The following is a 25,722-nucleotide window of genomic DNA, read 5'->3' as shown; positions in this document are numbered from 1 at the left end:
AGCATCGCGTTCGCGGGCGTGCGATGCGCGCGCCCCGCAGGCCGGCTAGGTCCGCGCATCCACCCGCCGGCCCCAGGCGACGAACAGGGTGATCAGCGGCGGTACGAGGATCACCGACAGCACCACCTTCGTCACCATCTGCCCGCCCATCAGGCCGAGGATCTCGCGTTCGCCGTAGAAGCTGATGGTGATGAACATCACCGTGTCGGCGATCTGGCTGATCACGCTGGCGATCATCCCGCGCAGCCAGACGAAGCGGCCGACGCCGCTGCCCTTGAGCCGGTCGAAGATCAGCACGTTGAGCGTCTGCGACAGGCCGTAGGAGATCAGCCCGGCGATCATCATCCGGGCGCCCTGCCCGACGACGATCGGGAAGGCCTCGACCGCGGGCGGGTACATGCCGGGATCGGTCGGCAGCGCCACCACCAGCCGGATCAGCAGCGCCGACGCGATCAGCGGCAGGAAGCCCCAGCGCACCAGCGCGTCGGCCGCCGCCCGGCCGTGCAGCTCGGCCACCGCGCTCGCCATCACCACCAGCAGCAGGAAGGCGAAGATGCCCGCCTCCACCGCGAGCGGGCCGATCGCGACCTGCTTCACCCCCAGCACCCCGGCGATGCAGACCATGCCGCCGTAGAAGATCGACAGGATGAAGAGCGAACGGGAGGGCGCGGGTGCGGAGGAGGCATGCATGGACCGGTTGCTACCGGCTTTATTGCACCCGCGAAAGAGCGCTTGACCGGCTGCGGCGCCTCGCCATGGTGGGATTTTCGGGTGGGCTGGGAATCGCGCTGACATGACCAAGTGGCTGACCGGCCTGGCCGGCATCGCGCTGATCCTGCTGGTGGCGGTGGCGCTGTCGTCCGACCGCCGGGCGATCCGCTTCCGCGTCGTCGGCGCGGCCTTCGCGCTGCAGGCGGCGATCGCGGTGCTGGTCCTCTACGTCCCCTGGGGAAAGACCGTGCTCGCCGGACTGTCGACGGGGGTGTCGAACCTGCTCGGCTATGCCCAGGCGGGCACCGATTTCCTGTTCGGATCGCTGGTGAAGCCCGAGATCGGCGGCGCCAGCTTCGCGCTCGCGGCGCTGCCGGTGATCATCTTCTTCGCCTCGCTCGTCTCGATCCTCTATTATCTCGGCATCATGCAGGCGGTGATCCGCTGGGTCGGCGGCGCGATCGAGCGGGTGACGGGGGTCTCCCGGGTCGAATCGCTGTGCGCGGCGGCCAACATCTTCGTCGGGCAGAGCGAATCGCCGCTGGTGATCCGCCCCTATCTGGCGGGCCTCGCCCCGCACCAGATGTTCGCGGTGATGACGACCGGCATGGCCGGGGTCGCCGGCACCATTCTCGCCGCCTATGCCGCGATGGGGATCAGCATCGACCTGCTGCTCGCCGCCAGCTTCATGGCCGCGCCGGGTGGGTTGCTGATGGCCAAGATCATCATGCCCGACCCCCGGGCGCCCGAGGGCGAGCTGCCGCTCGGCGACGATCCGGCCGAAGAAGCGATCACCCTCGCCGAGGCGCACGAGGCCGAGGAACGGCCCGCCAACATCATCATGGCCGCGTCGCAGGGCGCCCAGACCGGGGTGCGCATCGCGGTGTCGGTCGGCGCGATGGTGCTGTCCTTCGTCGCGCTGGTGGCGCTGGCCAACGGCCTGCTCGGCGGCGTCGGCGGCTGGTTCGGCTATCCGGCGCTCAGCTTCCAGCAGCTGCTGGGCTTCGTCTTCGCGCCGGTCATGGCGCTGCTCGGCGTCCCCTGGGAGCAGGCGCAGGTCGCCGGCGGTCTGTTCGGCGAGAAGATCGTCCTCAACGAGTTCGTCGCCTATATCCATCTCGGCCAGATCCGGGAGACGCTGAGCGCGCACAGCCTCGCCGTCACCACCTTCGCGCTGTGCGGCTTCGCGAATTTCTCGTCGATCGCGATCCAGATGGCCTCGGCGGGTAGCCTGGCGCCCAACCAGCGCCCGGTGATCGCCCGGCTCGGCATCAAGGCGCTGATCGCGGGCAGCCTCGCCAACCTGATGTCGGCGGCGCTGGCGGGGCTGTTGCTGCCGAGCTGAGGGCGAACCGCGCAACCCTCCTCCTCCTCCTCCGTCTTCCGGCCAGGGGGCCACTCCCCGCTTCCCCTCCGACCCCGAACGGCTAGAGTGGCCCGATCCATGACCCGCCCCGCCGTCTTCACCATTCCCGCCCACCGCGCCTTCGCCGATGCCCTGGCGGCCGGTCTGGTCGCGCACCATGGCCCCGATCCGATCGCGCTGGCCCGCACGACGCTGCTCGTCCCCAACAATCGCGCCGCCCGCGCGATCAGCGATGCCTTCGTGCGCCGCGCGGAGGGCGGGCTGCTGCTGCCCCGCCTGGTCGCGATCGGCGATCCCGAGCTGGACGAGCGGCTCGGCGGGCTGCTCGATCCGATCGGCGAGGACGCCGAGGAGCCGATCCCGCCCGCGATCGATCCGCTCGAACGGCAGATGATCCTGGCACGCCTGACGGGCGAGGCGCGCGCCGCGGCGGGCGACCCGATCGACGGCGGTGAGGCGATCCGGCTGGCCGGCGAGCTCGGCCGCACGCTCGACCAGCTGCTGATCGAGCAGGTTCCGCCGGCCCGGCTGCGCGACCTCGTCTCGCTGCCCGAACTGTCCGAGCATTGGCAGCGCTCGCTGGCGATGCTCGACACCATCCTGACCCGCTGGCCCGCCGAACTGGCGGCGCGCGGGCGGATCGACCTGGCCGAGCGGCGCAACCGGCTGCTCGACCGGGTCGCGCGCGGCTGGCGCCTGCGCCCGCCGCCCGGACCCGTCATCGCCGCCGGCGTCAGCAGCACGACCCCGGCGGTCGCCCGGCTGCTCGGCATCGTCGCGCGGCTGCCGCAGGGCATGGTGGTGCTGCCCGGCCTCGACACCGTCTCCGACGATGAGGAATGGCAGGCGCTCGGCCCGCACGAGCCTGGCGACGACGGCAGCCGGCCGCCGCGCCCGCTGGAAAGCCACCCGCAATATGCGCTCAAGCGGCTGCTCGACCGGATGGGGGTGGGCCGCGCCGAGGTCGAGATCTGGCGCTGGGGCGGCGGGCGCGATGCCCGCGCGGTCCGCTCCAGGGCGATCGCCAATGCGATGGCGCCCGCCGCCTTCACCGACAAATGGCATCGGCTGCCGCCCGCCGAGCGGCGGCTGAGCGGGGTCCGCGCGATCGAGCTGGCCAACCCGGCCGAGGAGGCGCAGGTGATCGCGATCGCGCTGCGCGAGGCGATCGAGACGCCGGGCCGCACCGCCGCGCTCGTCACCCCCGACCGGGTGCTCGCGCGCCGCGTCGCCGCCCATCTCGCCCGCTGGGGCATCGTCGCCGACGATTCGGCGGGCACGCCGCTGTCGCTGACCCCGGCCGGCACGCTGTTGCTGGCGGTCGCCGAAGCGGCGGCCGAGGGCTTCGCGCCGGTGCCGCTGCTCGCCCTGCTCAAGCACCCGCTGGTCCGCCGCGGCGACGCGCGGGGCGCCTGGCTCGACGGGGTGCGCAAGCTCGACATCGCCCTGCGCGGACCCCGCCCGCCCGCCGGGATCGACGGCATCACCCGCTATCTGCGCGACGGCGACGGCCATGCCAGACGTGCGCGGGCGCCGGCGATCGCCTGGTGGGACGAGGTTCGGCCGTTGCTGGAGCCGCTGGAGGGGGCATTTTCCCGGAGCGATAACCCACCCCCGGCGCCTCCGCTGGAGGGACGGGGAGAAGGAAACAGCCTGCAAGCTCTCCTCGCCGCCGTCCGCGAGGGCATCGCTACCCTCGCCGGCGATCCCGCCTGGGGGGGGCCCGACGGCCGCGCCGCCGCCGACCTGATCGCCGAGCTCGAGGCCTGGGCGCCGATCGGCCCGGCCGCCTTCGAGCCGGCCGGGCTCGCCCCCACGCTCCGGCTGCTGATGGATGCGGTCGCCGTCCGCCCGCCGCAGGGCGGCCATCCGCGCCTGTCGATCTGGGGCCTGCTCGAGGCGCGGCTCCAGCATGCCGACCTGATGGTGCTGGGCGGGCTCAACGAGGGCGTGTGGCCGGCGCTGCCGAGCCCCGACCCCTGGCTCGCCCCGCGCATCCGCGCCGAGCTGGGCCTCGGCGGGCTGGAGACGCGGATCGGCCTGGCGGCGCACGACTTCGCGATGGCGCTGGGCGCGCCCGAGCTGATCGTCACCCGCGCCCGCCGCGACGCCCGCGCCCCGACCATCGCCTCGCGCTTCTGGCTGCGGCTCGAAGCCATGACCGGCGGGATCACCAGGGAGCACCGCCTGCCCAACTGGGCGGCGGCGATCGATCGGCCGGCGGACCGCCAGTTTCTCAGGCGGCCCGAGCCCGCGCCCCCCGCCGCCGACCGGCCGAAGGTCATCGCCGTCACCAAGCTCGACCGGCTGCAGGCCGATCCGTTCGCCTTCTACGCCGACGCGATGCTCCAGCTCCGGCCGCTCGACGCGGTCGACGCCGATCCGACCCCGGCCTGGCGCGGCACCGCCGTCCATGCGGTGTTCGAAGCCTGGATGAAGCAGGACGATTGCGACCCCGACCGGCTGGTCCCCAGGGCCGAGGCGATGCTGCGCGCCATGGCCGCCCATCCGGTGATGCAGGCGCTCTGGGAACCCCGGCTGAAGGCGGCGCTGGAGTGGGTCGCCGACCGGATGCGCGAGGAGCGGGCGCAGGGCCGCCGCCCGATCGCCGCCGAGCTCGACGGAACGACCGAGATCGCGGGGATCACCCTGAAGGGCAAGGTCGATCGGATCGACCGGCTCGCCGACGGCACCCTGGCGATCGTCGACTACAAGACCGGCAAGCCGCCGAGCGCGGCGCAGGTCGAGGCCGGCTATGCGATGCAGCTCGGCCTGCTCGGGCTGATCGCGGCGCGCGGCGGCTTCGATGGGGTTGCGGGCGATCCGCTGGCTTTCGAATATTGGTCGCTGGCGAAGGATCGCGACGCCTTCGGCCAGATCCGCTCTCCCGTCGGCGGCAAGGCGCACATCGCCCCGCAGGATTTCGTCGCCCATGCCGCCGCGATCCTGAGCGGGGCGATCGAACGCTGGCTGACCGGGACCGAGCCGTTCACCGCCAAGCTCGCCCCCGAATATTCGCCCTATGCCGATTATGACCAGCTGATGCGGCTCGACGAATGGTATGGCCGCGGCAGCGGCGGCGCGGAGGACGGGCGATGAGCGGCCGCCTGAAGCCGCTCGATCCGCTGCAGCCGCAGCAGCGCGCCGCCTCCGATCCTGCCGAGCTCGTCTGGCTGTCGGCCTCGGCCGGCACCGGCAAGACCCATGTGCTGACCGCGCGGGTGCTGCGCCTGCTGCTCGGCGGCGCCTCGCCCGATTCGATCCTCTGCCTGACCTTCACCAAGGCGGGCGCGGCCGAGATGGCCGAGCGCATCCACCGCCGCCTTGCCCATTGGGCCGGCGAGAAGGACGACCTGAAGCTGACCCGCGACCTCGGCCGGCTGGGCGAGGACGCCGGCCCCGAGGCGCTCAAGCGCGCGCGGCAATTGTTCGCGCGGGTGCTGGAAGCCCCCGGCGGCGGCCTGCGCATCCAGACGATCCACGCCTTCTGCCAGACGCTGCTCGCGGGCTTCCCGGCCGAGGCGGGGCTGACCCCGGGCTTTCGCCCGATCGAGGGCCGCGAGGAAGCCGCGCTCGCCCGCCGTACCCTCGCGGAGCTGCTCGACGGCGCGTCGCGCGGCGGCGACCAGGGGCTGATCCGCGACGTCCAGGCGCTGAGCCTGCGGCTCGGCGAGGGCGGCGCCGAGGGGTATCTGCTCGACTGCGCCCGCGCGCCCGACGCATTGGCCGCGCTCGGCCCGCGCGAGGCGATCGAGCCGCGGCTGCGCCATGCCTTCGACGTGCCGCTCGGCGACGTCGAGGAGGCGATCGAGCGCGCCTGCGCCGATCTCGACCTCGACTGCTTCCACGCCGTCGCCCGGGTCAACGCCGCCTGGGGCACCGCCAGCGGCTTGCGCGACGCCGACATCGTCGCCGCCTTCGTCGCCGCCGGTCCGAAGCAGCGCGCCGAACGGCTGAAGGATGTCGTCAACGTCGTCCTGACCAAGGACATGGAGCCGCGCAAATATCAGGCGGGCCTGCTCAAGGCCGATGCCGGCTATCCCGACCATTGCACCCGGCTGGCCGACCAGATCGGCCGGCTGCTCGGCTGGCGCGCGCGCGCCGAGCTGGCCGCCGCGATCGGCGCCGGGCTGCGCGCCGGACAGGCCTATGCCCGCGCCTATGCCGAGGCCAAGCGCGCCGCCGGGCTCGTCGACTTCGACGACCTGATCCGCGCCACCGTCCGGCTGCTCGACGAGCCGGGCATGGGCGACTGGGTACGCTACAAGCTCGACCAGCAGACCGACCATATCCTCGTCGACGAGGCGCAGGACACCAATGCCGACCAATGGGCGATCGTCGGCCGGCTGGCCGAGGAGTTCTTCGTCGGCGCCGGCGCGCGCGGCGGGGCGGCGCGCACCATCTTCACCGTCGGCGACTTCAAGCAGGCGATCTTCGGCTTCCAGGGCACCGACCCGGTCGAGTTCGAGCGCGCCCGGCTGAGCTTCGCGCTCAAGGCGCTGCAGGTCGACCGCGAATTCCTCGACCTGTCGCTCGACCGCAGCTTCCGCTCGGCCCCCGCGGTGCTCGAGCTGGTCGACCGGCTGATCGCCGATCTCGGCCATGAGGAGATGGGGCTGTTCACCCCGGCCGAGCGCCACGCCGCGCACCATGCGATGCCGGGCCGGGTGACCCTGCTGAAGCCGCTGTCGATCGACGAGGCGGTCGACGACGAGGGCGAGGAGGGCTTCATCGACGACGCCACCCGTGCCTATGCGTCGCGCCTCGCCCGGCAGGTCCGCGCCTGGATCGACGAGGGGCTGTGGCTGGCGAGCAAGAAGCGCCCGATCCGGCCCGAGGACATATTGATCCTCGTCCGCCGCCGCGCCGACCTCGCCTCGCTGATCGTCGCCCGGCTCCACGCCGAGCAGGTACCGGTGGCCGGCGTCGACCGGCTGCGACTGACCGCGCCGCTGGTCGTCAAGGACCTGCTCGCCGCGGTCCGCTTCGCCGTCCAGCGCGAGGACGACCTCAGCCTCGCCGCGTTGCTCGTCTCGCCGCTGTTCGGCTGGGCGCAGGACGAACTCTACCGGGTCGGCTTCGGCCGCCGGGGGGCACTGATCGACGCGGTGCGCGCGAAGGGCGACGCCGGCACCGTCGCCGCGCTCGACGCGATCCTCGCCCGCGCCGACTTCACCACCCCCTATCGCTTCCTCGAGAACCTGCTGACCGGACCGCTCGACGGGCGGCGCAAGCTGCTGCGACGGCTGGGGGCCGAGGCCCGCGATCCGATCGACGAATTGCTCGGCGCCGCGCTCCAGTTCGAGGGGAGCGCGACAGCTACCCTTCAGCGATTCCTCGACTGGTTCGATCGCGGCGACGTCGAGATCACCCGCGATCCGTCCGCCCCGCTCGACGCGGTGCGGGTGATGACGGTCCACGGCTCGAAGGGCCTCGAAGCGCCGCTCGTCATCCTTGCCGACGCGACCGCCGATCCCGACCTCAGCCCCCAGCGCGGGCTCGACTGGGCGATCGAGGAGGGTGCCCTGCCCGTGCCGGTGCTGCGCCCGCGCAGAGCGGAGATGGTCGAGGCGCTGCGCGGGGACAGCGAGACCCTCAAGCAGCGCGAGCGGCAGGAGCATTGGCGCCTCCTCTATGTCGCGCTCACCCGCGCGCAGGAGCATCTGGTGATCGGCGGCACGCTGGGCGTCCGCGCGCGCGGCGTCCCGCCGGCGGCGAGCTGGTACCAGGCGATCGAGCGGGCGATGGCGGGGCTCGGTTCCGAGCCCGTCGAGGATGCGCTCTGGACCCACGCCTATCATTATCACGGCAGCGTCGCCGCGACCGGCGCGGCGGCCCCCGCCCGGCGGCGCGGCGAGACGCCGGTGCTGGCCGAGCCCGCCTGGCTGCGCCGCCCTGCCGCCGCCGAGGCGCGCCCGCCGCGCCCGCTGGCGCCCTCCTCGCTCGGGCTCGACGACGTGCCCGATCCGCCGCCCTCGGCCGCGATGCGCGCGGCGGCGCGGCGCGGCACGCTGCTCCACGCCCTGTTCGAACGGCTGCCCGCCGTCCCGCCCGTCCGGCGCCGCGAGGCCGCCCGGCACTGGCTGCTGCGATCGGCCGGGGTCGAGGACGAGGACGTCGCCCGCGCGCTGGCCGAGGATGCCTGCACGGTCATCGCCGATCCGCGCTTCGCCGCGATCTTCGGCCCCGACGCGCTCGCCGAGGCGCCGGTCGCGGCGGTGGTCGACGGGAAGGTGATCGCCGGGACGGTCGACCGACTGCTCGTCACCGCCGACCGCATCCTCGTCGTCGACTTCAAGACCGGCCGTCGCGCGCCCGCCGACCTCGCCGCCGCGCCGCGCCACCATCTGCGCCAGATGAGCGCCTATGCCGCCGCGCTGGGCGTGATCTTCCCGGGGCGGATGGTCGAGGCGGCGCTGCTCTATACGGCCGGCCCGACCCTGATCGACCTGCCCGCCGCCGTGCTGGAGGCGCACAAGCCCGGCTTTAGGGGGCAGGAGCAAAAGCAGGGCGAAGGCCGTTGAGACTGCCGGAAGGCCCGCTTACATCAGGATCCGTAACCAAGGAGCGTTCATCATGCCCACCAAAGCGATCACCGACTCGTCCTTCCACGACGACGTCATCAGTGCCGAGAAGCCCGTCCTCGTCGATTTCTGGGCCGAGTGGTGCGGCCCGTGCAAGATGATCGGCCCGGCGCTGGAGGAAATCGCCGAGGAGCTTGGCGAGAAGGTGACGATCGCCAAGATCAACATCGACGACAATCCCGACGCCCCCGGCCGTTATGGCGTCCGCGGCATCCCGACGATGATCCTGTTCAAGAACGGCCAGCCGATCGCGACCAAGGTCGGCGCCGCGCCGAAGAGCCAGCTCAAGGGTTGGCTGGAAGGCGAGCTTTAAGAAGCGCTCCCTCTCCGCTTGCGGAAGAGGGCCGGGGAGAGGGAATGATCTGGAGCGCATCGATGGCCTCCAGCCTTGCCTCTCTCCCAACCCTCTCCCCAAGGGGCGAGGGCTGGGGCGTTCAATCGAACAGCACCTCTTTCGCCAGCGCCCACAGCTCGGGCGTGCTGGCGGCGATCGCGCCCTTGCCGGGCACGTCGAGGCGATAGGGCGAGCCGTCGTTGCGGGCGATCATGCCGCCCGCCTCCTCCAGCATCAGCGCACCGGGAGCGTGGTCCCAGACATGGGTGCGCTCGAATAGCGCGATATCGTTGATCCCCAGCATCAGGCGCGGATATTGCTCGCCCGCGCAGCGCGGGATGTCGACGATCTCCAGCCTGCCTTCGGCGCGGCGGCGGACATCGGCCTGGCGGTCCTCGGGCATGAAATAGGTGGCGGTCGCCGCCTTGGGCAATCCGCCTTCCGAACGTCGCGCCGTCACCCGCTCGCCGTTGACGGTGCACCCGCGCCCCCGCGCCGCGTGGACGAGGCGGTCGAGCACCGGGTCGTAGATCCAGCCCGCCTCGCGCTCGCCGTCGACGGCGAGGCCGATCATGATCGCGAAGGGGCTCTTGCCCTCGGTGAAATTGTTGGTGCCGTCGAGCGGATCGATGATCCAGGCGGTGCCGTCGCCGACATGGTCGACGATCGACGGATCGGCCGCCGCCGATTCCTCGCCGATGATCCGCGCCTCGGGCAGCAGTCGCGCGAGCCCCTCGCCCAGCCGCGCCTCCGATTCGCGGTCGACGATGGTGACGAAGTCGCCCGGCGTCTTCTCGGCGAACTCATGGGTCGCGAGCTTGCGGAAGCGCGGCATCATGATGTCGCGGGCAACCTCGCGGATCAGGGCGGCGACGGGTTCGTGAAGAGGGTGCATGGCGGCCTCAGCTCAGCGGGATCATAACGGCGTCGGCATAGCCCGGCCGTTCGCGCAGCCGCGCATACCAGCCGGCGACGTGGGGAAGATCGGGCCGCTCGATGGCGAGCGAGAACCATGTGTGCGCATAGACCCCCATCGGAATGTCGCCGATGCCGAAGGCGTCGCCCGACAGCCAGGGCCGCTCGGCCAGCGCCGCGTCGAGGATCGCCATCATCGCGCCGGCCTTTTCCGCCGAGGCCGCGACCGCCGCCATGTCGCGATCGGCCGGAGCCTTGCGGACCAGGTTGACGAAGGCGTCGATCTGCGCGCCGGCATAGGCGAACTGCCAGTCCATCCACCGGTCGCCGAGCGCGCGGACGCGCGGATCGGCCGGCCAGAGCGCGGGCGCATAGCGGGCCGCGAGATAGCGCAGGATCGCGTTCGACTCCCACAGCACGAAGCCGTCGTCCTCGATCGTCGGGATCAGCCGGTTGGGGTTCATCGCCAGATAGGCGTCGGTGAAACCGAACGGACCGCCGACGTCGCGCCGCTCATGCGCTATGCCCGCCTCGACGGCGAGCCAGGCGACCTTCTTGACGTTGTGCGAGTTGAGCCGGCCCCAGATGATCAGCGACATGCAGGTCTCCTTTGCGGTCGAGGAAGATGCCCTGCCTCTCCGCCGTCATCCCGGCGAAAGCCGGGATCTCACTGCCTTTTCCACCGAAGGAAGAAGGGAGATTCCAGCTTTCGCTGGAATGACGGCAATGGGGAAGACATCAGCTCCGATAGTCGGCGTTGATCGAGATATAGCCGTGCGTCAGGTCGCAGGTCCAAACCGTCGCGCGACCGTTGCCGAGGCCGATGTCGACGCCGATCTCGATCTCCCGTCCCTTGAGGTGGGCGGCGACCGGCGCCTCGTCATAGCCCTCGACCGCCAAGCCGCCGGTGGCCACCTGGGTCGCGCCGAATCGGATCGACAGCCGGTCGCGCTCGGCGGGCTCGCCGGCCTTGCCGACCGCCATCACCACCCGGCCCCAATTGGCGTCCTCGCCAGCGATCGCGGTCTTCACCAGCGGCGAATTGGCGATCGACAGGGCGATGCGGTGCGCGCTCGCGTCGCTGTCGGCGCCCTCGACGGAAACCGCGATGAACTTCGACGCGCCCTCGCCGTCGCGGACGACGAGGTGGGCGAGGTCGAGGCAGAGCTCGGTCAGCGCCGCCTGCAGCGCGTCGGCGCCGGCGTCGTCGATCGTCTCGAGCCGGTCGTTGCCCGCCTTGCCGGTCGCGAAGGCCAGCACCGTGTCGCTGGTCGAGGTGTCGCCGTCGACGGTGATGCAGGAGAAGCTCTTGCCGTTCGCCTGGTTCAGCATCGCCTGGAGCAGCTCGGGCGCGATCGCCGCGTCGGTGAAGACGAAGCCGAGCATCGTCGCCATGTCGGGCGCGATCATGCCCGATCCCTTGACGATGCCGACCAGCTCGACGCGGGTGCCGCCGACCATCGCCGAGGCATGCGCCGCCTTGGCGAAGGTGTCGGTGGTCATGATCGTCGCGGCGGCCTCCTCCCAGCTGGCGGCGGGCGCCTGGAGCACCGCATCGATCCCGGCCTCGGCCTTGTCGATCGGCAGCGGCACGCCGATCACCCCGGTCGACGCGACGAACACGTCCGACGGCCGGCAGCCGACCGCGCCGGCGACCCGCGCGGTGATCGCCTCGACCGCGGCGCGGCCGCGATTGCCGGTGAAGGCGTTCGAATTGCCGGCGTTGACGACCAGCGCGCGCGCCTTGCCGAGCGGCAGCGCGGCCCGGCACCATTCGACCTCGGGCGAGGGGCATTTGCTGGTGGTCGTCACCCCGGCGACGATGGTGCCCTCGTCGAGCGCGGCATAGGTCAGGTCGGCCCGGTCCCATGCCTTGTAGCCCGCGCGCGCCACCGCGATGCGCACCCCGGCGACCGGCGGCAGATCGGGAAAGGCGGCGGGGGCGAGCGGGGAACGGTCCATGGCGCAACTCCGGAAAGGGTTGGCGGGGCTATAGGGGCAGTGGGTGACGTTTGAAATATGATGTCGGGATTTCCCTGCATCCTCGGCAGACGGCTTCGCTTTCCCAATGCGTCATCGCGGCGGAGGCCGGGATCTCAGGCGTATCCTGCGGCCAGCTCATCTCCCCAGCTCCGGAGATTCCGGCCTTCGCCGGGATGACGTGGCGCGAAAAAGGCCGCGCAACCATTATGGCCCGCGAATTGACGTAGTCGGCGGCGGCACCTATCTGCACCGGGATCATTTGCGCGGCGGCCGCGAAGCCGTTCGCGCGCCCATGTCTCAAGGAATGCCCATGCTCGGCGGCCTCGCCAAAGCCATCTTCGGATCGTCGAACGACCGTTATGTGAAGTCGCTCCGTCCGACCGTCCAGAAGATCGCCGCTTTCGAGCCGACGCTTCAGGCCATGAACGACGAGGAACTGGCCGGCCAGACCGCCAGGTTCCGTCAGCGGCTCGACGCGGGCGAGACGCTCGACTCGCTGCTGCCCGAGGCCTTCGCGACGGTGCGCGAGGCGGCCCGCCGCGTGCTGGGCCAGCGCCATTACGACGTGCAGATGATCGGCGGCATTGTCCTCCATCGCGGCGAGATCGCCGAGATGCGGACCGGCGAGGGCAAGACCCTGGTCGCGACCCTCGCGGTCTACCTCAACGCGCTGCCCGGCCAGGGCGTCCATGTCGTCACCGTCAACGACTATCTCGCTTCCCGCGACGCCGAGTGGATGGGCCGCGTCTACCGTTTCCTCGGCCTCAGCGTCGGGGTGATCGTGCCCAACCTGTCGGACCAGGAACGGCGCGACGCCTATGGCTCCGACATCACCTACGGCACGAACAACGAGTTCGGCTTCGACTATCTGCGCGACAACATGAAATATGAGCGCAGCCTGATGGTCCACCGGCCGTTCAACTATGCGGTGGTCGACGAGGTCGATTCGGTACTGATCGACGAGGCGCGCACCCCGCTGATCATCTCGGGCCCGACCGACGACAAGTCCGAGCTGTACAAGCAGGTCGACACGATCGTGAAGCAGGTCACGAAGGACGACTACGAGTTCGACGAGAAGCAGCGCTCGGTCGTCCTGACCGAGGACGGCACCGAGCGGATCGAGCGGCTGCTCGAAGGCGCCGGGCTGCTCGAGGGCGGCAATCTCTACGCCTTCGAGAACACCCAGGTCGTCCACCACCTGAACCAGGCGCTGCGCGCCAACGTCGCCTTCAAGCGCGACATCGACTATATCGTCAAGGACGGCAAGATCGTCATCATCGACGAGTTCACCGGCCGCATGATGGACGGGCGGCGCTGGTCGGACGGCCTGCACCAGGCGATCGAGGCCAAGGAAGGCGTCCAGATCGAGCCGGAGAACCAGACGCTCGCCTCGATCACCTTCCAGAATTACTTCCGCATGTACCCGAAGCTGGGCGGCATGACCGGCACGGCCGCCACCGAGGCGCCCGAATTCTACCAGATCTACAAGATGAACGTCGTCACCATCCCGACCAACCTGCCGGTCCAGCGGATCGACCAGGACGACGAGTTCTACAAGAACATCCACGACAAGTTCGCCGCGATCACCCAGGCGATCCGCGAGGCGAAGGAGCGTGGCCAGCCCGTGCTGGTCGGCACCGTCTCGATCGAGAAGTCCGAGATGCTGTCCGAATTCCTGGTTAAGGAAAATGTCGAGCACAAGGTGCTCAACGCGCGCTACCACGAGCAGGAAGCGCATATCGTCGCGCAGGCCGGCCGGCTGCGCGCGGTCACCATCGCCACGAACATGGCGGGGCGCGGCACCGACATCCAGCTGGGCGGCAACCTCGAGTTCCGCATGCTCGACGAACATCCCGACCTCGAGATCGGCACGCCGGAGTTCGACGCCGCGGCCGAACGCATCCGCGGCGAGATCATCGCCGAGAAGGAAGCCGTGCTCGCCGCGGGCGGCCTGTTCGTGCTCGGCACCGAGCGGCACGAGAGCCGCCGCATCGACAACCAGCTGCGCGGCCGTTCGGGCCGCCAGGGCGATCCGGGCCTCAGCCGCTTCTACCTGTCGCTCGACGACGACCTGCTGCGCATCTTCGGCCCGCAGACGATGTTCGCGCGCATGATGAACAAGAATCTCGCCGACGGCGAGGCGATCGTCTCGCCCTGGATCTCCAAGGCGATCGAGACCGCGCAGAAGAAGGTCGAGGCGCGCAACTACGATATCCGTAAGCAGGTCGTCGAATATGACGACGTCATGAACGACCAGCGCAAGGTGATCTACGAGCAGCGTGCCGACATCATGGATGCCGACACGGTCGACGATGTCGTCACCGACATGCGCGCCGACACCGCCAATGCGATCGTCGGCGATTGCTGCCCGCCCCACAGCTATCCCGAACAGTGGAAGATGGACGCGCTGAAGGCTCGCGCCGAGGAGACGCTGGGCATCGCCCCGCCCTTCGACGAATGGATCGCCCAGGACGGCATCGATCCCGAGATCCTGGCCGAGAAGGTGCTGGCCGAGGCCGACGCCGCGATCGCCGCGAAGCGCGCCGCGATCGACGAGCAGAGCTGGCACGGCATCGAGAAGAACGTGCTGCTCCAGACGCTCGACCATCACTGGAAGGAGCATCTGGCGACGCTCGACGCGCTACGCCAGGTGATCCACCTGCGCGCCTATGCGCAGAAGACGCCGATCAACGAATATAAGTCGGAAGCCTTCGCGCTGTTCGAGCGGATGCTGACCGCGATCCGCGAGGAGGTGACCCGCATCCTCGCCAATGCCCGCTTCGAGATGACGGCGCAGGACTATGCCGAGCTGCCGCCGATGCCCGATTTCGTCACCGAGCATGTCAACGCGCTGACCGGCGAGGACAATTCGAACGATCGCGACGCGGGATCGCTGGGCCTGATCAGCACGCGCGTGCCGCAGGCCGTGGCCGCGCCGGCGGGCGAGGATTTCGAGATCACGCCCGAGGTCGCGGCGAGCCTCGGCCGCAACTCGATGTGCCCGTGCGGTTCGGGCCGCAAGTACAAGCACTGCCACGGCGCCCTCTGATCTGATGCATGGCCCCATCAAGCGCTGGGGCTGGTTCGCGCTGGGATGGGTGATGGTGGCGCTCGGCTTCATCGGGGCGCTGCTGCCGATCATGCCGACGACGATCTTCCTGATCCTCGCCGCCGGCTGTTTCAGCCATTCCAGCCCGCGCTTCGAACGCTGGCTGCTCGACCATCGCTGGTTCGGCCCGCCGATCCGGCGCTGGCGCGCGAGCGGTGCCATCCCGCGCAATGCCAAGATCGTCGCGATCGTCAGCATGGCCGGGGGTTATGGCGTGATGTTGCTCACCGCCAAACCCGCCTGGTGGATCGCCCTGGTCGTCGCGGGCGGGCTGCTCGCCAGCGCCGCCTATGTGGCGACGCGTCCCGATCACTGAGCCGATCACTGAGCCGATCGCGGCGGCGCGCCGCGCGGGGCCGTTACGGCAACCGTCATCGGCCCGCGCCAGTTAACCAAAGTTTACATCAATCGCTTTCCCTTAACCTCTTTCTGTAACTAAAAGGCCCCAAGGGCAGGCACCTAGCCGAGGGGGAGCAGGTCGATTTCGCTTGAGAACATAGCCGATGCCAACCGCCTGCTTACGCTTGCCGAAGCGCTCGCGGGCATGGGGCATTGGCGTTCCGATCAAGGTCGGATGCGCTATAGCTGGTCGCCCGAAATGTATCGCATCCTCGGCTTTCCGCCGGAAACGGTGCCGACGCCAGAGCTGATCCGCGCCCATTACCATCCCGACGACCGCGACAAGGCGGACCTTGCGGCGACCGAGACCCTCCGCACCGGATCGCTGCCGACGACGCGCTTGCGCTGGGTGCGGCCCGACGGGCGGACGATCCATGTCGAGGTCTCCGGCCAGCGCGACGGACCCGAAACGATCATCGGAATCCTGCGCGACGTGACCGAGGAGGTCGAGACCGAGCGTGCGCTGATCGCCGCCCGCGACCAGGCGCGCGCCGCCGAGCGGAACCGGGCCGAGCTGCTCGAGCTGATGAGCCACGAGATCCGGACGCCGATGCACGGCCTGATCGGCGCGATCGACGCGCTGCGCCGCGAGCCGCACGACACCCAGCGCCAGGCGCAGCTCGCCAATCTCAACCAGGCGGCGACCGCGGTGATGGGCGTGATCGACGACATGCTCGACTTCAGCCGGATAGAGTCGGGTCGCGTCGTCATCGAAAGCATCAATTTCGACCTCCGGTCGGTGGTCCGCACCACCGTCGATCTCCACAACGGCACGGCGGGGGCCAAGGGGCTCGCGCTCGAGGTCCACGGCCTCGACGGCGATCCGCAGCCGGTGCGCGGGGATCCCGCCCGGCTGCAGCAGCTGCTGTCGAACCTGATCGGCAACGCGATCAAGTTTACCGAGACCGGCAGCGTCTCGATCAGCCTGTCGCCGACCCGGTCGGACGGCGACACCGACTGGTGGATGATCATCGTCCGCGACAGCGGACGCGGCATGGGACAGGAGGCGCTCGGCCGCATCTTCTCGCGCGGGGAACAGGTCGACGCCGCGCGGATGCGGATGCAGGGCCGGACCGGGCTCGGCCTCGCGATCAGCCAGCAGCTGGCCGAGGCGATGGGCGGATCGATCGCCGCGTCGAGCGATCCCGGCAAGGGCACGACCTTCTCGGTCGAGCTGCCCTTCACGCGCGCCGACGCCGCCGCGGCCGAGGCGATGGCGGCGGGCAAGGCGACCGGGCCGATGCGCATCCTGCTGGCCGAGGACAATCCGATCAACCGGCGGCTGATGGCGGGCCTGCTCGCCCGCGAGGGCCATGACGTGGTCGCGGTCGAGGACGGCCGCAAAGCGCTGGGCACGATCGCGACCCAGGCGTTCGACCTGGTGCTGATGGACATGCAGATGCCCGAACTGGACGGGATCGAGGCGACCCGCGCGATCCGTGCGCTCGATCCTCCAGCCTCGGACACGCCGATCCTCGCGATCAGCGCCGATTCGATGCCCGAGCGCCGGCGCATCTATTTCGAGGCGGGCATCGACGGCTTCCTGCCCAAGCCGATCGTGTCGGGCCAGCTGCTCGACATGATCGGGACGATGCGCCGCAACCGGCCGAGCGCGGGTGCGGCAGGCGACAGTTTCGATCGCGAGCGGCTGAACCTGCTCGTCGAGAATGCCGGCTATGACGACGCCGCGGTGCTGATGAAGATGCTGATGTTCGACGTCAGCGATCGGCCCCAGCGCATCGCTGCCGCCGTTCGCGCCCAGGCCTGGAAACTGGCGGCGGCCGAGACCGAGGCGCTGCGCACCCTGCTCGACAGCTTCGGCAGCTTCAGCCTGTCCCGGCTGCTCGCCGCGATCGCCCGGCAATGCGCGCGGGAAAGCTGCCCCCCGGCAGTCCTCGACGAGCTGTTCGAACAGGCCAGGAAGCTGGGAGCCCTGCTCCAGCAGGAAGTCGGGTCGGTCCCGGGCCGGATCGCCCAGGCGATCGACAATGTCGTCGAGCCGGATTTCAACCGGAACAGGTGACAGTCACCTAAAAGCCGGGACTCACAACCCGAGCGCTGCGTCGCTCGCCAGCTTGTCAGCACGCTCATTGTCGGGATGGCCGGCATGGCCCTTCACCCAGACCCAGTCGATCCGGTGCGGCGCGGCCGCGGCGAGCAGTTGCTGCCACAGGTCGGCATTCTTGACCGGCTTCCGGTCGGCGGTCTTCCAGCCGTTCTTGCGCCAGCCGTGGATCCATTTGGTCAGCCCGTCCATGACGTAGCGGCTGTCGGTCGACAGCTTCACCCGGCAGGGGCGCTTGAGCGCCTCCAGCGCGCGGATCGCCGCCATGAGTTCCATGCGGTTGTTGGTGCTCGGATTCTCGGCGCCCGACATCTCCTTTTCGCGGTCGCCGAAGCGCAGCAGCGCGCCCCAGCCGCCCGGCCCGGGATTTCCCTTGCACGCGCCGTCGGTCGCGATCTCGACGAGGGGGAGGTCGGTCATGTCGGAAGGTCAGGCCGGAACGAGGGTTTCGGGATCGGCCTCGGCGTAGAAGTCGAGCCGGCGCAGGAAGGCGATCGGGTCCTTGCGCGTCACCATCGCGTCGGCGGGGGTGTTGAGCCAGTCCCAGGCGCGGGTCAGCAGGAAGCGCAGGCACGCGCCGCGCGCGAGGATCGGGAAGGCCAGCCGCTCCTCGGTCGACAGCCCGAACTGGTGGTCATAGCCGGCGATCAGCGCGCGGCCGAGATCGGCATGATAGCCGGTGCCGTCATTCTCGAAGCACCAGGCGGCGTGGGTGACCGCGACGTCCCAGGCGCGGACGTCGGTGCAGGCGAAGTAGAAGTCGATCACCCCGCTGACCTCGTCGCCGAGCATCAGCACATTGTCGGGGAAGAGATCGGCGTGGATCACCGCGGTCGGCAGGTGGCGCGGCCAGTTCGCCTCGAGCCATTCGACCTCGGCCATCACCCGGCCGCGCAGGCCGTCCTGGATATGGTCGAGATCGGCGCCGCACCGCTCCGCCAGTGCGCGCCAGCCGGCGAGATCGAGGCTGTTGGGACGCCCGAGCCGGAAATCGCCGAGCGCCTTGTGCATGTCGCCCAGCGCCCCGCCCGCGGCACGCGCCTGCGCCGGTGTCGGATGGGTCACCGAGACGCCCGACAGGAACTCGATCAGGCAGGCCGGCCGCCCGGCCAGCGTCTGGAGCTGCTCGCCCCGCCGGTCGCGCAGCATGCGCGGGATGTTGAGGCCCTTGGCGGCGAGATGGTCGGTCAGCGCGCAGAAGAAGGGCAGTTCCTCGGCGTTTACCCGCTTCTCGTAGAGCGTCAGGATGTAGCGGCCACCCGTCGTTTCGATCAGGTAATTGCTGTTCTCGACCCCCTCGGCGATGCCCTTGGCCGACAGCAGCGTGCCGACATCGTAGCGGTGGAGGAAGGCGGTCATCTCCTCGGTGGAGACCTGCGTGTAGACCGCCATTACGCGACCAGCGCCCTGGGCAGTTTGAACAACATGTCCTCCGTCACCGATTCGACTTCGCGCTCGTGGATGGCGAAGCGGGTGGCCAATCTGTCGACCAGCTCGCGCACCAATATCTCGGGCGCCGAGGCGCCGGCGGTGATGCCGAGGGTGCGGACCCCGTCGAGCCAGTCGAAGTCGATCTCGGCGGCGCGCTGGATCAGCCGCGCCTTGACGCCCTGGCGCTCGGCCACCTCTACGAGGCGCAGCGAGTTGGAGCTGTTGGGCGCGCCGATCACCAGCATCGCCTGGCATTTCGGGGCGATTGCCTTGACCGCGGCCTGGCGGTTCGAGGTGGCGTAGCAGATATCCTCGCTGCGCGGCGCCTCGATCTGGGGGAAGCGGCGGCGCAGCACGGCGATCATCTCGACGGTGTCGTCGACCGACAGGGTGGTCTGGCTGAGGAAGGCCAGCGGCACGCCGTCGGGCACCGCCACCGTCTCGGCGTCGGCCGCGGTCTCGACCAGGGTCATCACCCCGTCGGGCACCTGGCCGAAGGTGCCGATGACCTCGGGATGGCCCTTGTGGCCGATGAACAATATGTGGTGGCCGTTCTTGACCAGCCGCTCGGCCTGGCGATGGACCTTGGACACCAGCGGGCAGGTCGCGTCGAAGAAGTTGAGGCCGCGCTCGGCCGCCTTGGTCGGGACCGCCTTGGGCACGCCGTGCGCCGAGAAGACGACGGGCACGCCGTCGGGCACCTCGTCGAGCTCCTCGACGAAGATCGCGCCCTTCGCCTTCAGGTCGTCGACGACATATTTGTTGTGGACGATCTCGTGCCGGACATAGACCGGCGGGCCATATTTCTCGATCGTCAGCTCGACGATCTGGATGGCCCGGTCGACCCCCGCGCAGAAGCCGCGCGGCGCGGCGATCAGCAGGTCGAGCGAGGGAAGGGCGGTTTCGGCCATAGCCGCGCCTTAGGCGATTGCTTGCCCGTGCGAAAGACGGTTCCGGTCGATGCCGTCGGCGGAAGCTCTTTGCGCTTCCACCTCGAACGATCGAGGCCCGGCCGATGACGGGCGCCTGATTCACGTCATCGGCGGAAGCTCTTTGCGCTTCCACCTCAAACGATCAGGCTCTATGGATTGCCCCGACCGACCGGGCGTATGCGCATCGCTCCGGGTGATGATGTGAAGGATGCCGACCCCGTGCAGTTTCCCAAGACCTCCGCGATCCTCCTCGCCGCGCTGGCGCTCGCAGCCTGCAAGACGGATACCGAGTTCGACGAGCGGGGCGGCTTCAAGATCGCGCGATCGGCCTGTCCGGCGACCGCGATCCCGACCTATACGGGCGACATCACCCTGTTCGATCCGCCGGCCGAGCGCCGTGCCGAGGCGATCGACGTGACCGCGAACATCACCAACCTCCGCGCCAGCTGCAACGAGGGTGGCAACAGCTCGCAGATCCAGGTGACCGCCGAGTTCGACGTGCAGGCACGCCGCAGCACCGCCGGCCCCGCCCGCACCGTCACCTTGCCCTGGTTCGCGACGGTGCTGCGCGCCGGCACCAAGATCGAATCGAAGCAGATCGGCCAGGTGTCGATCGCCTTCCCCGAAGGCCAGCTGCGCGGCAGCGTCCACACCTCGGCCACCGCACTGGTCGCGCGCACCGCGGCGACCCTGCCCGAGGACATCGTCAAGCGGATCAACCGCAAGCGCAAGGCGGGCGACGCCGATGCCGCGCTCGATCCGATGAACGAACCCGCGGTGCGCGAGGCGGTCAACAACGCGAATTTCGAGATGCTGATCGGCTTCCAGCTCACCGAAAGCCAGCTCGCCTACAACGCCGCGCGCTGATTTCCTCCGGCGCTCGGGCGGCCGTTCAGCAGGCCGATAGGCCCGCGCCCTCCTCCCTCGCCGGTCGGGCCCGTCCGCCGCGAAACTGTGGATCGTTTCGCCGCACCGCCACATCGGCAATTGACTCGGACCGAACGCCGCGCCAAGCCGGTGATCGTCGTCGCCGGGCAACCGGTGCTGGCCACGCGGGAGAACGTCGGGGAGACCCGGCCACCGAAGGAGCAACCGCCCCGGAATCTCTCAGGTCAAAGGACCGCGTGGCAAGGATCGACACTCTGGAAAGCGGATGGGCGCCCCCGGGACACCGGACGGGACGGTCATCCCACCGAAGGGGTAAGCCGGATCGCCTCAGATCCGGCGAAAGCTCTCAGGTTCCGTGACAGAGGGGGCAATGAGCGGCGGGCGCCACCCTCGACCGAAGAGGGTCGTCCGCGTCATTGTCCGTCACGGAGATCGATGTGAGCAACGAAGATCCCATCACCGAAGATATCGCGGACGTCGTCCAGACCCTGCCGCTCGACCGGTGGCACCGCGATCAGGGCGCGCGCATGGTGCCCTTCGCCGGCTATGCGATGCCGATCCAATATGAAGGCATCATCGCCGAGCATCTGTGGACGCGCGAATCCGCCGGGCTGTTCGACGTATCGCATATGGGCCAGCTCCTCGTCAGCGGCGAGAATGTGGACATCGCACTAGAGGCGCTGATGCCGGGCGACTTCGTCCATCTCGGTGTCGACCGGATGCGCTATTCGCTGCTGCTCGACGAGGAGGGCGGCATCCTCGACGACCTGATGGTCACCCGCCGCGCGGGCGATTTCTATCTGGTCGTAAACGGCGCGACCAAGGCCGACGACATCGCCCATCTCCACGAATATCTGCCCGAGGAGCTCGTCCTCAACCATCTCGACGAACATGCGCTGCTGGCGCTGCAGGGGCCCAAGGCGGTCGACGCGCTGTCCCGCGTCTGCCCCGGCGTCGAGGTGCTGACCTTCATGACCGCGGGTGCGTTCGACCTGGCCGGCGCGCCGGTGTGGATCAGCCGCTCGGGCTATACCGGCGAGGACGGCTTCGAGATCTCGGTGCCCGCCGAGGCGGTCGAGGCGGCGGCAGCGCTGCTGGCGGCCCAGCCCGAGGTGAAGCCGATCGGCCTGGGCGCGCGCGATTCGCTGCGGCTCGAGGCCGGGCTGCCGCTCTACGGCCATGATCTCGACACGCGGGTCGACCCCGCGATGGCTGGCCTCGGCTTCGCGGTGCCCAAGCGCCGCCGCGCCGAGGGCGGCTATCCCGGCGCGACCCGGATCGGCCGCCATTTCGCCGAGGGGCCGCCCGCGAAGCGGGTCGGCCTGATTCTCGGCGGCCGCCTGCCGGCGCGCGAGGGCGCACCGATCTTCGACGGCGACGAGCAGGTCGGCACCGTCACCTCGGGCGGCTTCTCGCCCTCGCTGCAGGTGCCGATCGCGATGGGCTATGTCTCGCCCGGTTGCGCCGGGCTGAACCACCGGCTCCAGATCGAGGTTCGCGGCAAGCGGCTCGACGCCGTCGTCGCACCGATGCCTTTCGTCCCCCACCGTTATGTCCGCCAAGGGAACTGACCGATGACGACCTATTTCACCGAAGACCATGAGTGGATCTCCGTCGCGGGCGGCACCGCCACCGTCGGCATCACCGATTATGCGCAGGCCCAGCTCGGCGATATCGTGTTCGTCGAGCTGCCGGTCCTCGGCTCCAACGTCGCCAAGGGCGGCGAGGCCGCGGTGGTCGAATCGGTCAAGGCCGCGTCGGACGTGTTCGCGCCCGTGACCGGCACCGTGAGCGAGGTCAACGCCGCGCTCGAGGAGGACCCGGCGCTGGTCAACAGCGCGCCCGAGGGCAACGGCTGGTTCTTCAAGCTGGCGCTGGCCGACCCGGCCGAGCTGGAAGGCCTGATGGACGCCGCCGGGTACAAGGCGTTCTGCGACGGGCTTTGAGGCCTTCAAACCCCTCCCCTGAAGGAGAGGGGCCAAGGAGTTGAACATGCGCTATTTGCCCCTGACCGATGCCGACCGCGCGGCGATGCTGGCGACGATCGGCGCCGGGTCGATCGACGACCTGTTCGTCGACGTGCCCGAAGCCGCCCGGCTCGCCGGCCCGATCGCAGGCCTGCCGGCCCATGCCTCCGAGCTGGCGGTCGAGCGGCATATGAGCCGGCTCGCCAAGCGGAACCTGTCGGCGGGGGAGGCGCCCTTCTTCCTGGGCTGCGGCGCCTATCGCCATCATGTCCCCGCCAGCGTCGATCACCTGATCCAGCGCGGCGAGTTCCTGACCAGCTACACCCCCTATCAGCCCGAGATCGCGCAGGGGACGCTGCAGGCGCTGTTCGAGTTCCAGACCCAGGTGGCGCGCCTGTTCGGCTGCGACGTCGCCAACGCCTCGATGTACGATGGGTCGACCGCCTGCTGGGAGGCGATCACCATGGCGCGCCGCGTCACCCGGCGCGGCAAGGCGATCCTCTCGGCCGGGCTCCACCCGCATTATGTCAGCCTCGCGAAGACGATGGCGCGCTTCACCGGCGACCGGCTCGACATCGCGATCCCGACGCTGACCCCCGGGGCGCCCGGCGACGACATGGACCGGCTGCTCGCCGCGATCGACGCCGACACGAGCTGCGTCGTCGTCCAGAACCCCAATATCCTCGGCCATGTCGCCGACCTGTCCGAACTGGCGGCGCGCGCCCATGAGAAGGGCGCGCTGCTGATCGCGGTCGTCACCGAGCCGGTCGCGCTCGGCGCGATCCGCTCGCCGGGAGAGATGGGCGCCGACATCGTCGTCGGCGAGGGCCAGTCGCTCGGCGTCGGCCTCAACTTCGGCGGCCCCTATGTCGGCCTGTTCGCCTGTGCCGAGAAGCATGTCCGCCAGATGCCGGGCCGTCTCGCCGGCGTGACCACCGATGCCGACGGCCAGCGCGGCTTCGTGCTGACCCTGTCGACCCGCGAGCAGCATATCCGCCGCGAGAAGGCGACCTCGAACATCTGCACCAATGCCGGGCTCTGCGCGCTCGCCTTCTCGGTCCACCTGACCCTGCTCGGCGAGACCGGGCTCAGGCGCCTCGCCGACCTCAACCATGCCGGCGCCGTCGCGGCGGCCGAGCGGCTGGCGCAGGTCAGGGGCGTCGAGCTGGTCAACGGCGCCTTCTTCAACGAGTTCACCCTGAAGCTGCCCCGGGAGGCGCGGCCGATCGTCCGCGCGCTCGCCGACAAGGGCATCCTCGGCGGGGTCTCGCTCGGCCGTCTCTATCCGGGCGCGGCCGATCTCGCGGGCGGCCTCGTCGTCGCGGTGACCGAGACGACCAGCGCCGAGGATGTCGACGCCCTGGCGGATGCCTTCGAAGCGGAGATCGCGGCATGAGCATGAACAGCGAGGGCCGGGTCACCCGCCCGGAGACCACCAGCGCAGCGGCACGGGCCCCCGCGACCTTCACGGGCAACCGCGCGCTGATGCTCGAGGAAGCGCTGATCTTCGAGCGCGACGATTATGCCCGCACCGGGGTCGACCTGCCCGACGTGCCGCATGTTTCCAGCCGCCTCGGCGGGCTCGAGCGCAGCCGTCCGATCGGCCTTCCGGGGCTCCCCGAGCCCGAGGCGGTGCGCCATTACACCCGCCTCAGCCGGCAGAATTACGCGATCGACCTCGGCCTCTTCCCGCTGGGGTCGTGCACGATGAAACATAATCCGCGCCTCAACGAGAAGATGGCGCGCCTGCCCGGCTTCGCCGACATCCACCCGCTCGCCCCGGTCGACACGGTGCAGGGCGCGCTGGCGGTGATCGACGAGCTGGCGGCCTGGCTGGTCGCCCTGACGGGGATGAGCGCCGTCGCGATGAGCCCCAAGGCGGGCGCGCATGGCGAGCTGTGCGGCCTGCTCGCGATCCGCGCGGCGCACGACGCCGCGGGCAGCGACCGCTCGATGATCCTCGTCCCCGAATCGGCGCATGGCACCAACCCGGCGACGGCGGCCTTCTGCGGCTACAAGGTCGAGAACATCCCCGCCACCGCCGACGGCCGGGTCGACCTCGACGCGCTCGTCGCGCGCCTGGGGCCCGACGTCGCGGGGGTGATGATCACCAACCCCAACACCTGCGGCCTGTTCGAGCGCGACATGAAGCGCATCTCGGATGCGGTCCATGCAGCGGGCGGCTACGTCTATTGCGACGGCGCCAATTTCAACGCGATCGTAGGGAGGGTCCGCCCGGGCGACCTCGGCATCGACGCGATGCACATCAACCTCCACAAGACCTTCTCGACTCCGCATGGCGGCGGCGGCCCCGGTTCGGGCCCGGTGGTGCTGTCGGCGGCGCTGGCGCCCTACGCGCCGCTGCCGTTCGTCGCGAAACAGCCCGACGGCAGCTTCAAGCTGGTCGAGGAAGAGACCGCGGACGAGGACCATCCGGGCAGCTTCGGGCGCATGGCCGCCTTCCATGGCCAGATGGGCATGTTCACCCGCGCGCTCGCCTATATCCTCAGCCACGGCGCCGACGGCCTCCGCCAGGTCGCCGAGGACGCGGTGCTCAACGCCAATTATGTGCTGCGCAGCCTCGACGACCTGCTCGATGCGCCGTTCGGCGACAGCGGCCCGTGCATGCACGAAGCGCTGTTCAGCGACGACGGGCTCGCCCAGGGCTTCACTACGCTCGACATCGCCAAGGGGCTGATCGACGAGGGCTTCCACCCGATGACGATGTACTTCCCGCTCGTCGTCCATGGCGCGATGCTGATCGAGCCGACCGAGACCGAGGGCAAGGCGACGCTCGACCAGTTCATCGGCGCGCTCCGCTCGGTCGTCGGCCGGGCCAGGGCCGGCGACGAGGCGCTCAAGGCCGCCCCCGCGCTTGCCCCGCGCCGCCGCCTCGACGAGACCGCCGCCGCGCGCAAGCCGGTGCTGGTGTGGAAGGACGCGCCGCTGCCCGAAGCGGCTGAGTAGGAGCGCCTCCGCTCGGTCCTATGCGGATAACCGATCCGGCGGTGGTAACGGAGCGATCCCGGTGGCTATAA

At 70.0% G+C, this 25,722-nt stretch carries 19 protein-coding genes and 2 riboswitches; of the genes, 12 read left to right on the top strand and 7 right to left on the bottom strand.

Going from position 1 to position 25,722, the window contains the following annotated elements; all coding sequences use genetic code 11:
* Nucleotides 1-45: 45 nt before the first annotated feature.
* Complete coding sequence (locus ASE22_RS17310; protein WP_056362373.1) at nt 46-690, bottom strand: queuosine precursor transporter; 645 nt, start codon at nt 688-690, stop codon at nt 46-48.
* A 103-nt stretch (nt 691-793) separates the two neighbouring features.
* Here ASE22_RS17310 and ASE22_RS17305 point away from each other — a divergent pair, with 103 nt between their 5' ends.
* From ASE22_RS17305 to trxA, 4 genes are all read left to right on the top strand, one after another.
* The gene (locus tag ASE22_RS17305) at nt 794-2,056 is read left to right on the top strand and encodes a NupC/NupG family nucleoside CNT transporter (protein WP_056362370.1); all 1,263 of its coding nucleotides are present in this window, start codon (nt 794-796) and stop codon (nt 2,054-2,056) included.
* A gap of 99 nt (nt 2,057-2,155) precedes the next feature.
* Nucleotides 2,156-5,176 (top strand): double-strand break repair protein AddB, encoded by a 3,021-nt coding sequence (addB, locus tag ASE22_RS17300; protein WP_082545341.1) that lies wholly within the window; start codon nt 2,156-2,158, stop codon nt 5,174-5,176.
* Entirely contained in the window at nt 5,173-8,601 is a 3,429-nt protein-coding gene (addA, locus tag ASE22_RS17295; protein WP_056362608.1) for a double-strand break repair helicase AddA, read from the top strand. The genes addB and addA overlap by 4 nt, the downstream gene beginning before the upstream one ends.
* Before the next feature lie 52 nt (nt 8,602-8,653).
* Entirely contained in the window at nt 8,654-8,974 is a 321-nt protein-coding gene (gene trxA, locus ASE22_RS17290) for a thioredoxin TrxA (RefSeq protein ID WP_056362364.1), read from the top strand.
* A gap of 121 nt (nt 8,975-9,095) precedes the next feature.
* On the opposite strand, the gene ASE22_RS17285 is transcribed toward trxA, so the two are convergent.
* From ASE22_RS17285 to argJ, 3 genes are all read right to left on the bottom strand, one after another.
* Nucleotides 9,096-9,890 carry an inositol monophosphatase family protein gene (locus ASE22_RS17285; protein WP_056362363.1) on the bottom strand — a complete coding sequence of 265 codons (795 nt, stop codon included), beginning with the start codon at nt 9,888-9,890 and terminating at the stop codon, nt 9,096-9,098.
* 7 nt (nt 9,891-9,897) lie between these two features.
* Nucleotides 9,898-10,509 carry a glutathione S-transferase family protein gene (locus ASE22_RS17280; RefSeq protein WP_056362360.1) on the bottom strand — a complete coding sequence of 204 codons (612 nt, stop codon included), beginning with the start codon at nt 10,507-10,509 and terminating at the stop codon, nt 9,898-9,900.
* 139 nt (nt 10,510-10,648) lie between these two features.
* Complete coding sequence (gene argJ, locus ASE22_RS17275) at nt 10,649-11,872, bottom strand: bifunctional glutamate N-acetyltransferase/amino-acid acetyltransferase ArgJ (RefSeq protein WP_056362358.1); 1,224 nt, start codon at nt 11,870-11,872, stop codon at nt 10,649-10,651.
* 331 nt (nt 11,873-12,203) lie between these two features.
* Between argJ and secA the strand changes: the two genes are divergently transcribed.
* The 3 genes from secA (at nt 12,204) to ASE22_RS17260 (ending at nt 17,424) form a co-directional block, all read left to right on the top strand.
* Nucleotides 12,204-14,942 (top strand): preprotein translocase subunit SecA, encoded by a 2,739-nt coding sequence (secA, locus tag ASE22_RS17270; protein ID WP_056362605.1) that lies wholly within the window; start codon nt 12,204-12,206, stop codon nt 14,940-14,942.
* A gap of 4 nt (nt 14,943-14,946) precedes the next feature.
* On the top strand, nt 14,947-15,318 hold the full coding sequence (locus ASE22_RS17265) for a YbaN family protein (RefSeq protein ID WP_056362355.1): 372 nt from the start codon (nt 14,947-14,949) through the stop codon (nt 15,316-15,318).
* Nucleotides 15,319-15,576: 258 nt separating this feature from the next.
* The gene (locus tag ASE22_RS17260) at nt 15,577-17,424 is read left to right on the top strand and encodes a PAS domain-containing hybrid sensor histidine kinase/response regulator (protein ID WP_235536434.1); all 1,848 of its coding nucleotides are present in this window, start codon (nt 15,577-15,579) and stop codon (nt 17,422-17,424) included.
* 21 nt (nt 17,425-17,445) lie between these two features.
* Here the strand turns inward: ASE22_RS17260 and rnhA are convergent, their stop codons facing one another.
* From rnhA to ispH, 3 genes are read right to left on the bottom strand one after another with little or no spacing between them, the layout of a single operon-like run.
* A complete protein-coding gene (rnhA, locus tag ASE22_RS17255) occupies nt 17,446-17,886 on the bottom strand; it encodes a ribonuclease HI (protein ID WP_056362349.1) in 441 nt (146 codons plus the stop codon).
* A 9-nt stretch (nt 17,887-17,895) separates the two neighbouring features.
* The gene (gene thrB, locus ASE22_RS17250) at nt 17,896-18,858 is read right to left on the bottom strand and encodes a homoserine kinase (RefSeq protein ID WP_056362346.1); all 963 of its coding nucleotides are present in this window, start codon (nt 18,856-18,858) and stop codon (nt 17,896-17,898) included.
* Entirely contained in the window at nt 18,858-19,808 is a 951-nt protein-coding gene (gene ispH, locus ASE22_RS17245) for a 4-hydroxy-3-methylbut-2-enyl diphosphate reductase (protein ID WP_056362343.1), read from the bottom strand. Before ispH ends, thrB begins: the two co-directional genes overlap by 1 nt.
* Before the next feature lie 240 nt (nt 19,809-20,048).
* On the opposite strand from ispH, the gene ASE22_RS17240 reads away from it, so the two are divergent.
* From ASE22_RS17240 to gcvPB, 5 genes are all read left to right on the top strand, one after another.
* Complete coding sequence (locus ASE22_RS17240) at nt 20,049-20,696, top strand: hypothetical protein (RefSeq protein ID WP_235536435.1); 648 nt, start codon at nt 20,049-20,051, stop codon at nt 20,694-20,696.
* Between the two features lie 176 nt (nt 20,697-20,872).
* Nucleotides 20,873-20,962, top strand: a riboswitch (glycine riboswitch).
* Nucleotide 20,963: 1 nt separating this feature from the next.
* Nucleotides 20,964-21,089, top strand: a riboswitch (glycine riboswitch).
* 65 nt (nt 21,090-21,154) lie between these two features.
* Nucleotides 21,155-22,288 (top strand): glycine cleavage system aminomethyltransferase GcvT, encoded by a 1,134-nt coding sequence (gene gcvT, locus ASE22_RS17235; protein WP_082545342.1) that lies wholly within the window; start codon nt 21,155-21,157, stop codon nt 22,286-22,288.
* Between the two features lie 3 nt (nt 22,289-22,291).
* Nucleotides 22,292-22,663: a glycine cleavage system protein GcvH gene (gene gcvH, locus ASE22_RS17230; protein WP_056362340.1), complete on the top strand. Its 372-nt coding sequence runs from the start codon at nt 22,292-22,294 to the stop codon at nt 22,661-22,663.
* 46 nt (nt 22,664-22,709) lie between these two features.
* Nucleotides 22,710-24,080 (top strand): aminomethyl-transferring glycine dehydrogenase subunit GcvPA, encoded by a 1,371-nt coding sequence (gene gcvPA / locus ASE22_RS17225; protein WP_056362596.1) that lies wholly within the window; start codon nt 22,710-22,712, stop codon nt 24,078-24,080.
* Nucleotides 24,077-25,651, top strand: a complete 1,575-nt coding sequence (gene gcvPB, locus ASE22_RS17220) for an aminomethyl-transferring glycine dehydrogenase subunit GcvPB (protein WP_056362337.1) — start codon at nt 24,077-24,079, stop codon at nt 25,649-25,651. Before gcvPA ends, gcvPB begins: the two co-directional genes overlap by 4 nt.
* The last annotated feature ends 71 nt before the right edge of the window (nt 25,652-25,722 follow it).

It is taken from the genome of Sphingomonas sp. Root720 (assembly GCF_001428605.1).
Classification (GTDB): domain Bacteria; phylum Pseudomonadota; class Alphaproteobacteria; order Sphingomonadales; family Sphingomonadaceae; genus Rhizorhabdus.
This window is presented reverse-complemented; position numbering and strand designations above follow the sequence as displayed.

Coding starts and splice junctions, on each gene's coding strand:
- thrB (WP_056362346.1), bottom strand. CDS start 18,858: ATGGCGGTCTACACGCAGGTCTCCACCGAGGAGATGACCGCCTTCCTC.
- rnhA (WP_056362349.1), bottom strand. CDS start 17,886: ATGACCGACCTCCCCCTCGTCGAGATCGCGACCGACGGCGCGTGCAAG.
- addB (WP_082545341.1), top strand. CDS start 2,156: ATGACCCGCCCCGCCGTCTTCACCATTCCCGCCCACCGCGCCTTCGCC.
- ASE22_RS17265 (WP_056362355.1), top strand. CDS start 14,947: ATGCATGGCCCCATCAAGCGCTGGGGCTGGTTCGCGCTGGGATGGGTG.
- ASE22_RS17310 (WP_056362373.1), bottom strand. CDS start 690: ATGCATGCCTCCTCCGCACCCGCGCCCTCCCGTTCGCTCTTCATCCTG.
- trxA (WP_056362364.1), top strand. CDS start 8,654: ATGCCCACCAAAGCGATCACCGACTCGTCCTTCCACGACGACGTCATC.
- ASE22_RS17260 (WP_235536434.1), top strand. CDS start 15,577: ATGCGCTATAGCTGGTCGCCCGAAATGTATCGCATCCTCGGCTTTCCG.
- gcvPB (WP_056362337.1), top strand. CDS start 24,077: ATGAGCATGAACAGCGAGGGCCGGGTCACCCGCCCGGAGACCACCAGC.
- ispH (WP_056362343.1), bottom strand. CDS start 19,808: ATGGCCGAAACCGCCCTTCCCTCGCTCGACCTGCTGATCGCCGCGCCG.
- ASE22_RS17305 (WP_056362370.1), top strand. CDS start 794: ATGACCAAGTGGCTGACCGGCCTGGCCGGCATCGCGCTGATCCTGCTG.
- ASE22_RS17285 (WP_056362363.1), bottom strand. CDS start 9,890: ATGCACCCTCTTCACGAACCCGTCGCCGCCCTGATCCGCGAGGTTGCC.
- gcvH (WP_056362340.1), top strand. CDS start 22,292: ATGACGACCTATTTCACCGAAGACCATGAGTGGATCTCCGTCGCGGGC.
- ASE22_RS17280 (WP_056362360.1), bottom strand. CDS start 10,509: ATGTCGCTGATCATCTGGGGCCGGCTCAACTCGCACAACGTCAAGAAG.
- secA (WP_056362605.1), top strand. CDS start 12,204: ATGCTCGGCGGCCTCGCCAAAGCCATCTTCGGATCGTCGAACGACCGT.
- argJ (WP_056362358.1), bottom strand. CDS start 11,872: ATGGACCGTTCCCCGCTCGCCCCCGCCGCCTTTCCCGATCTGCCGCCG.
- gcvPA (WP_056362596.1), top strand. CDS start 22,710: ATGCGCTATTTGCCCCTGACCGATGCCGACCGCGCGGCGATGCTGGCG.
- addA (WP_056362608.1), top strand. CDS start 5,173: ATGAGCGGCCGCCTGAAGCCGCTCGATCCGCTGCAGCCGCAGCAGCGC.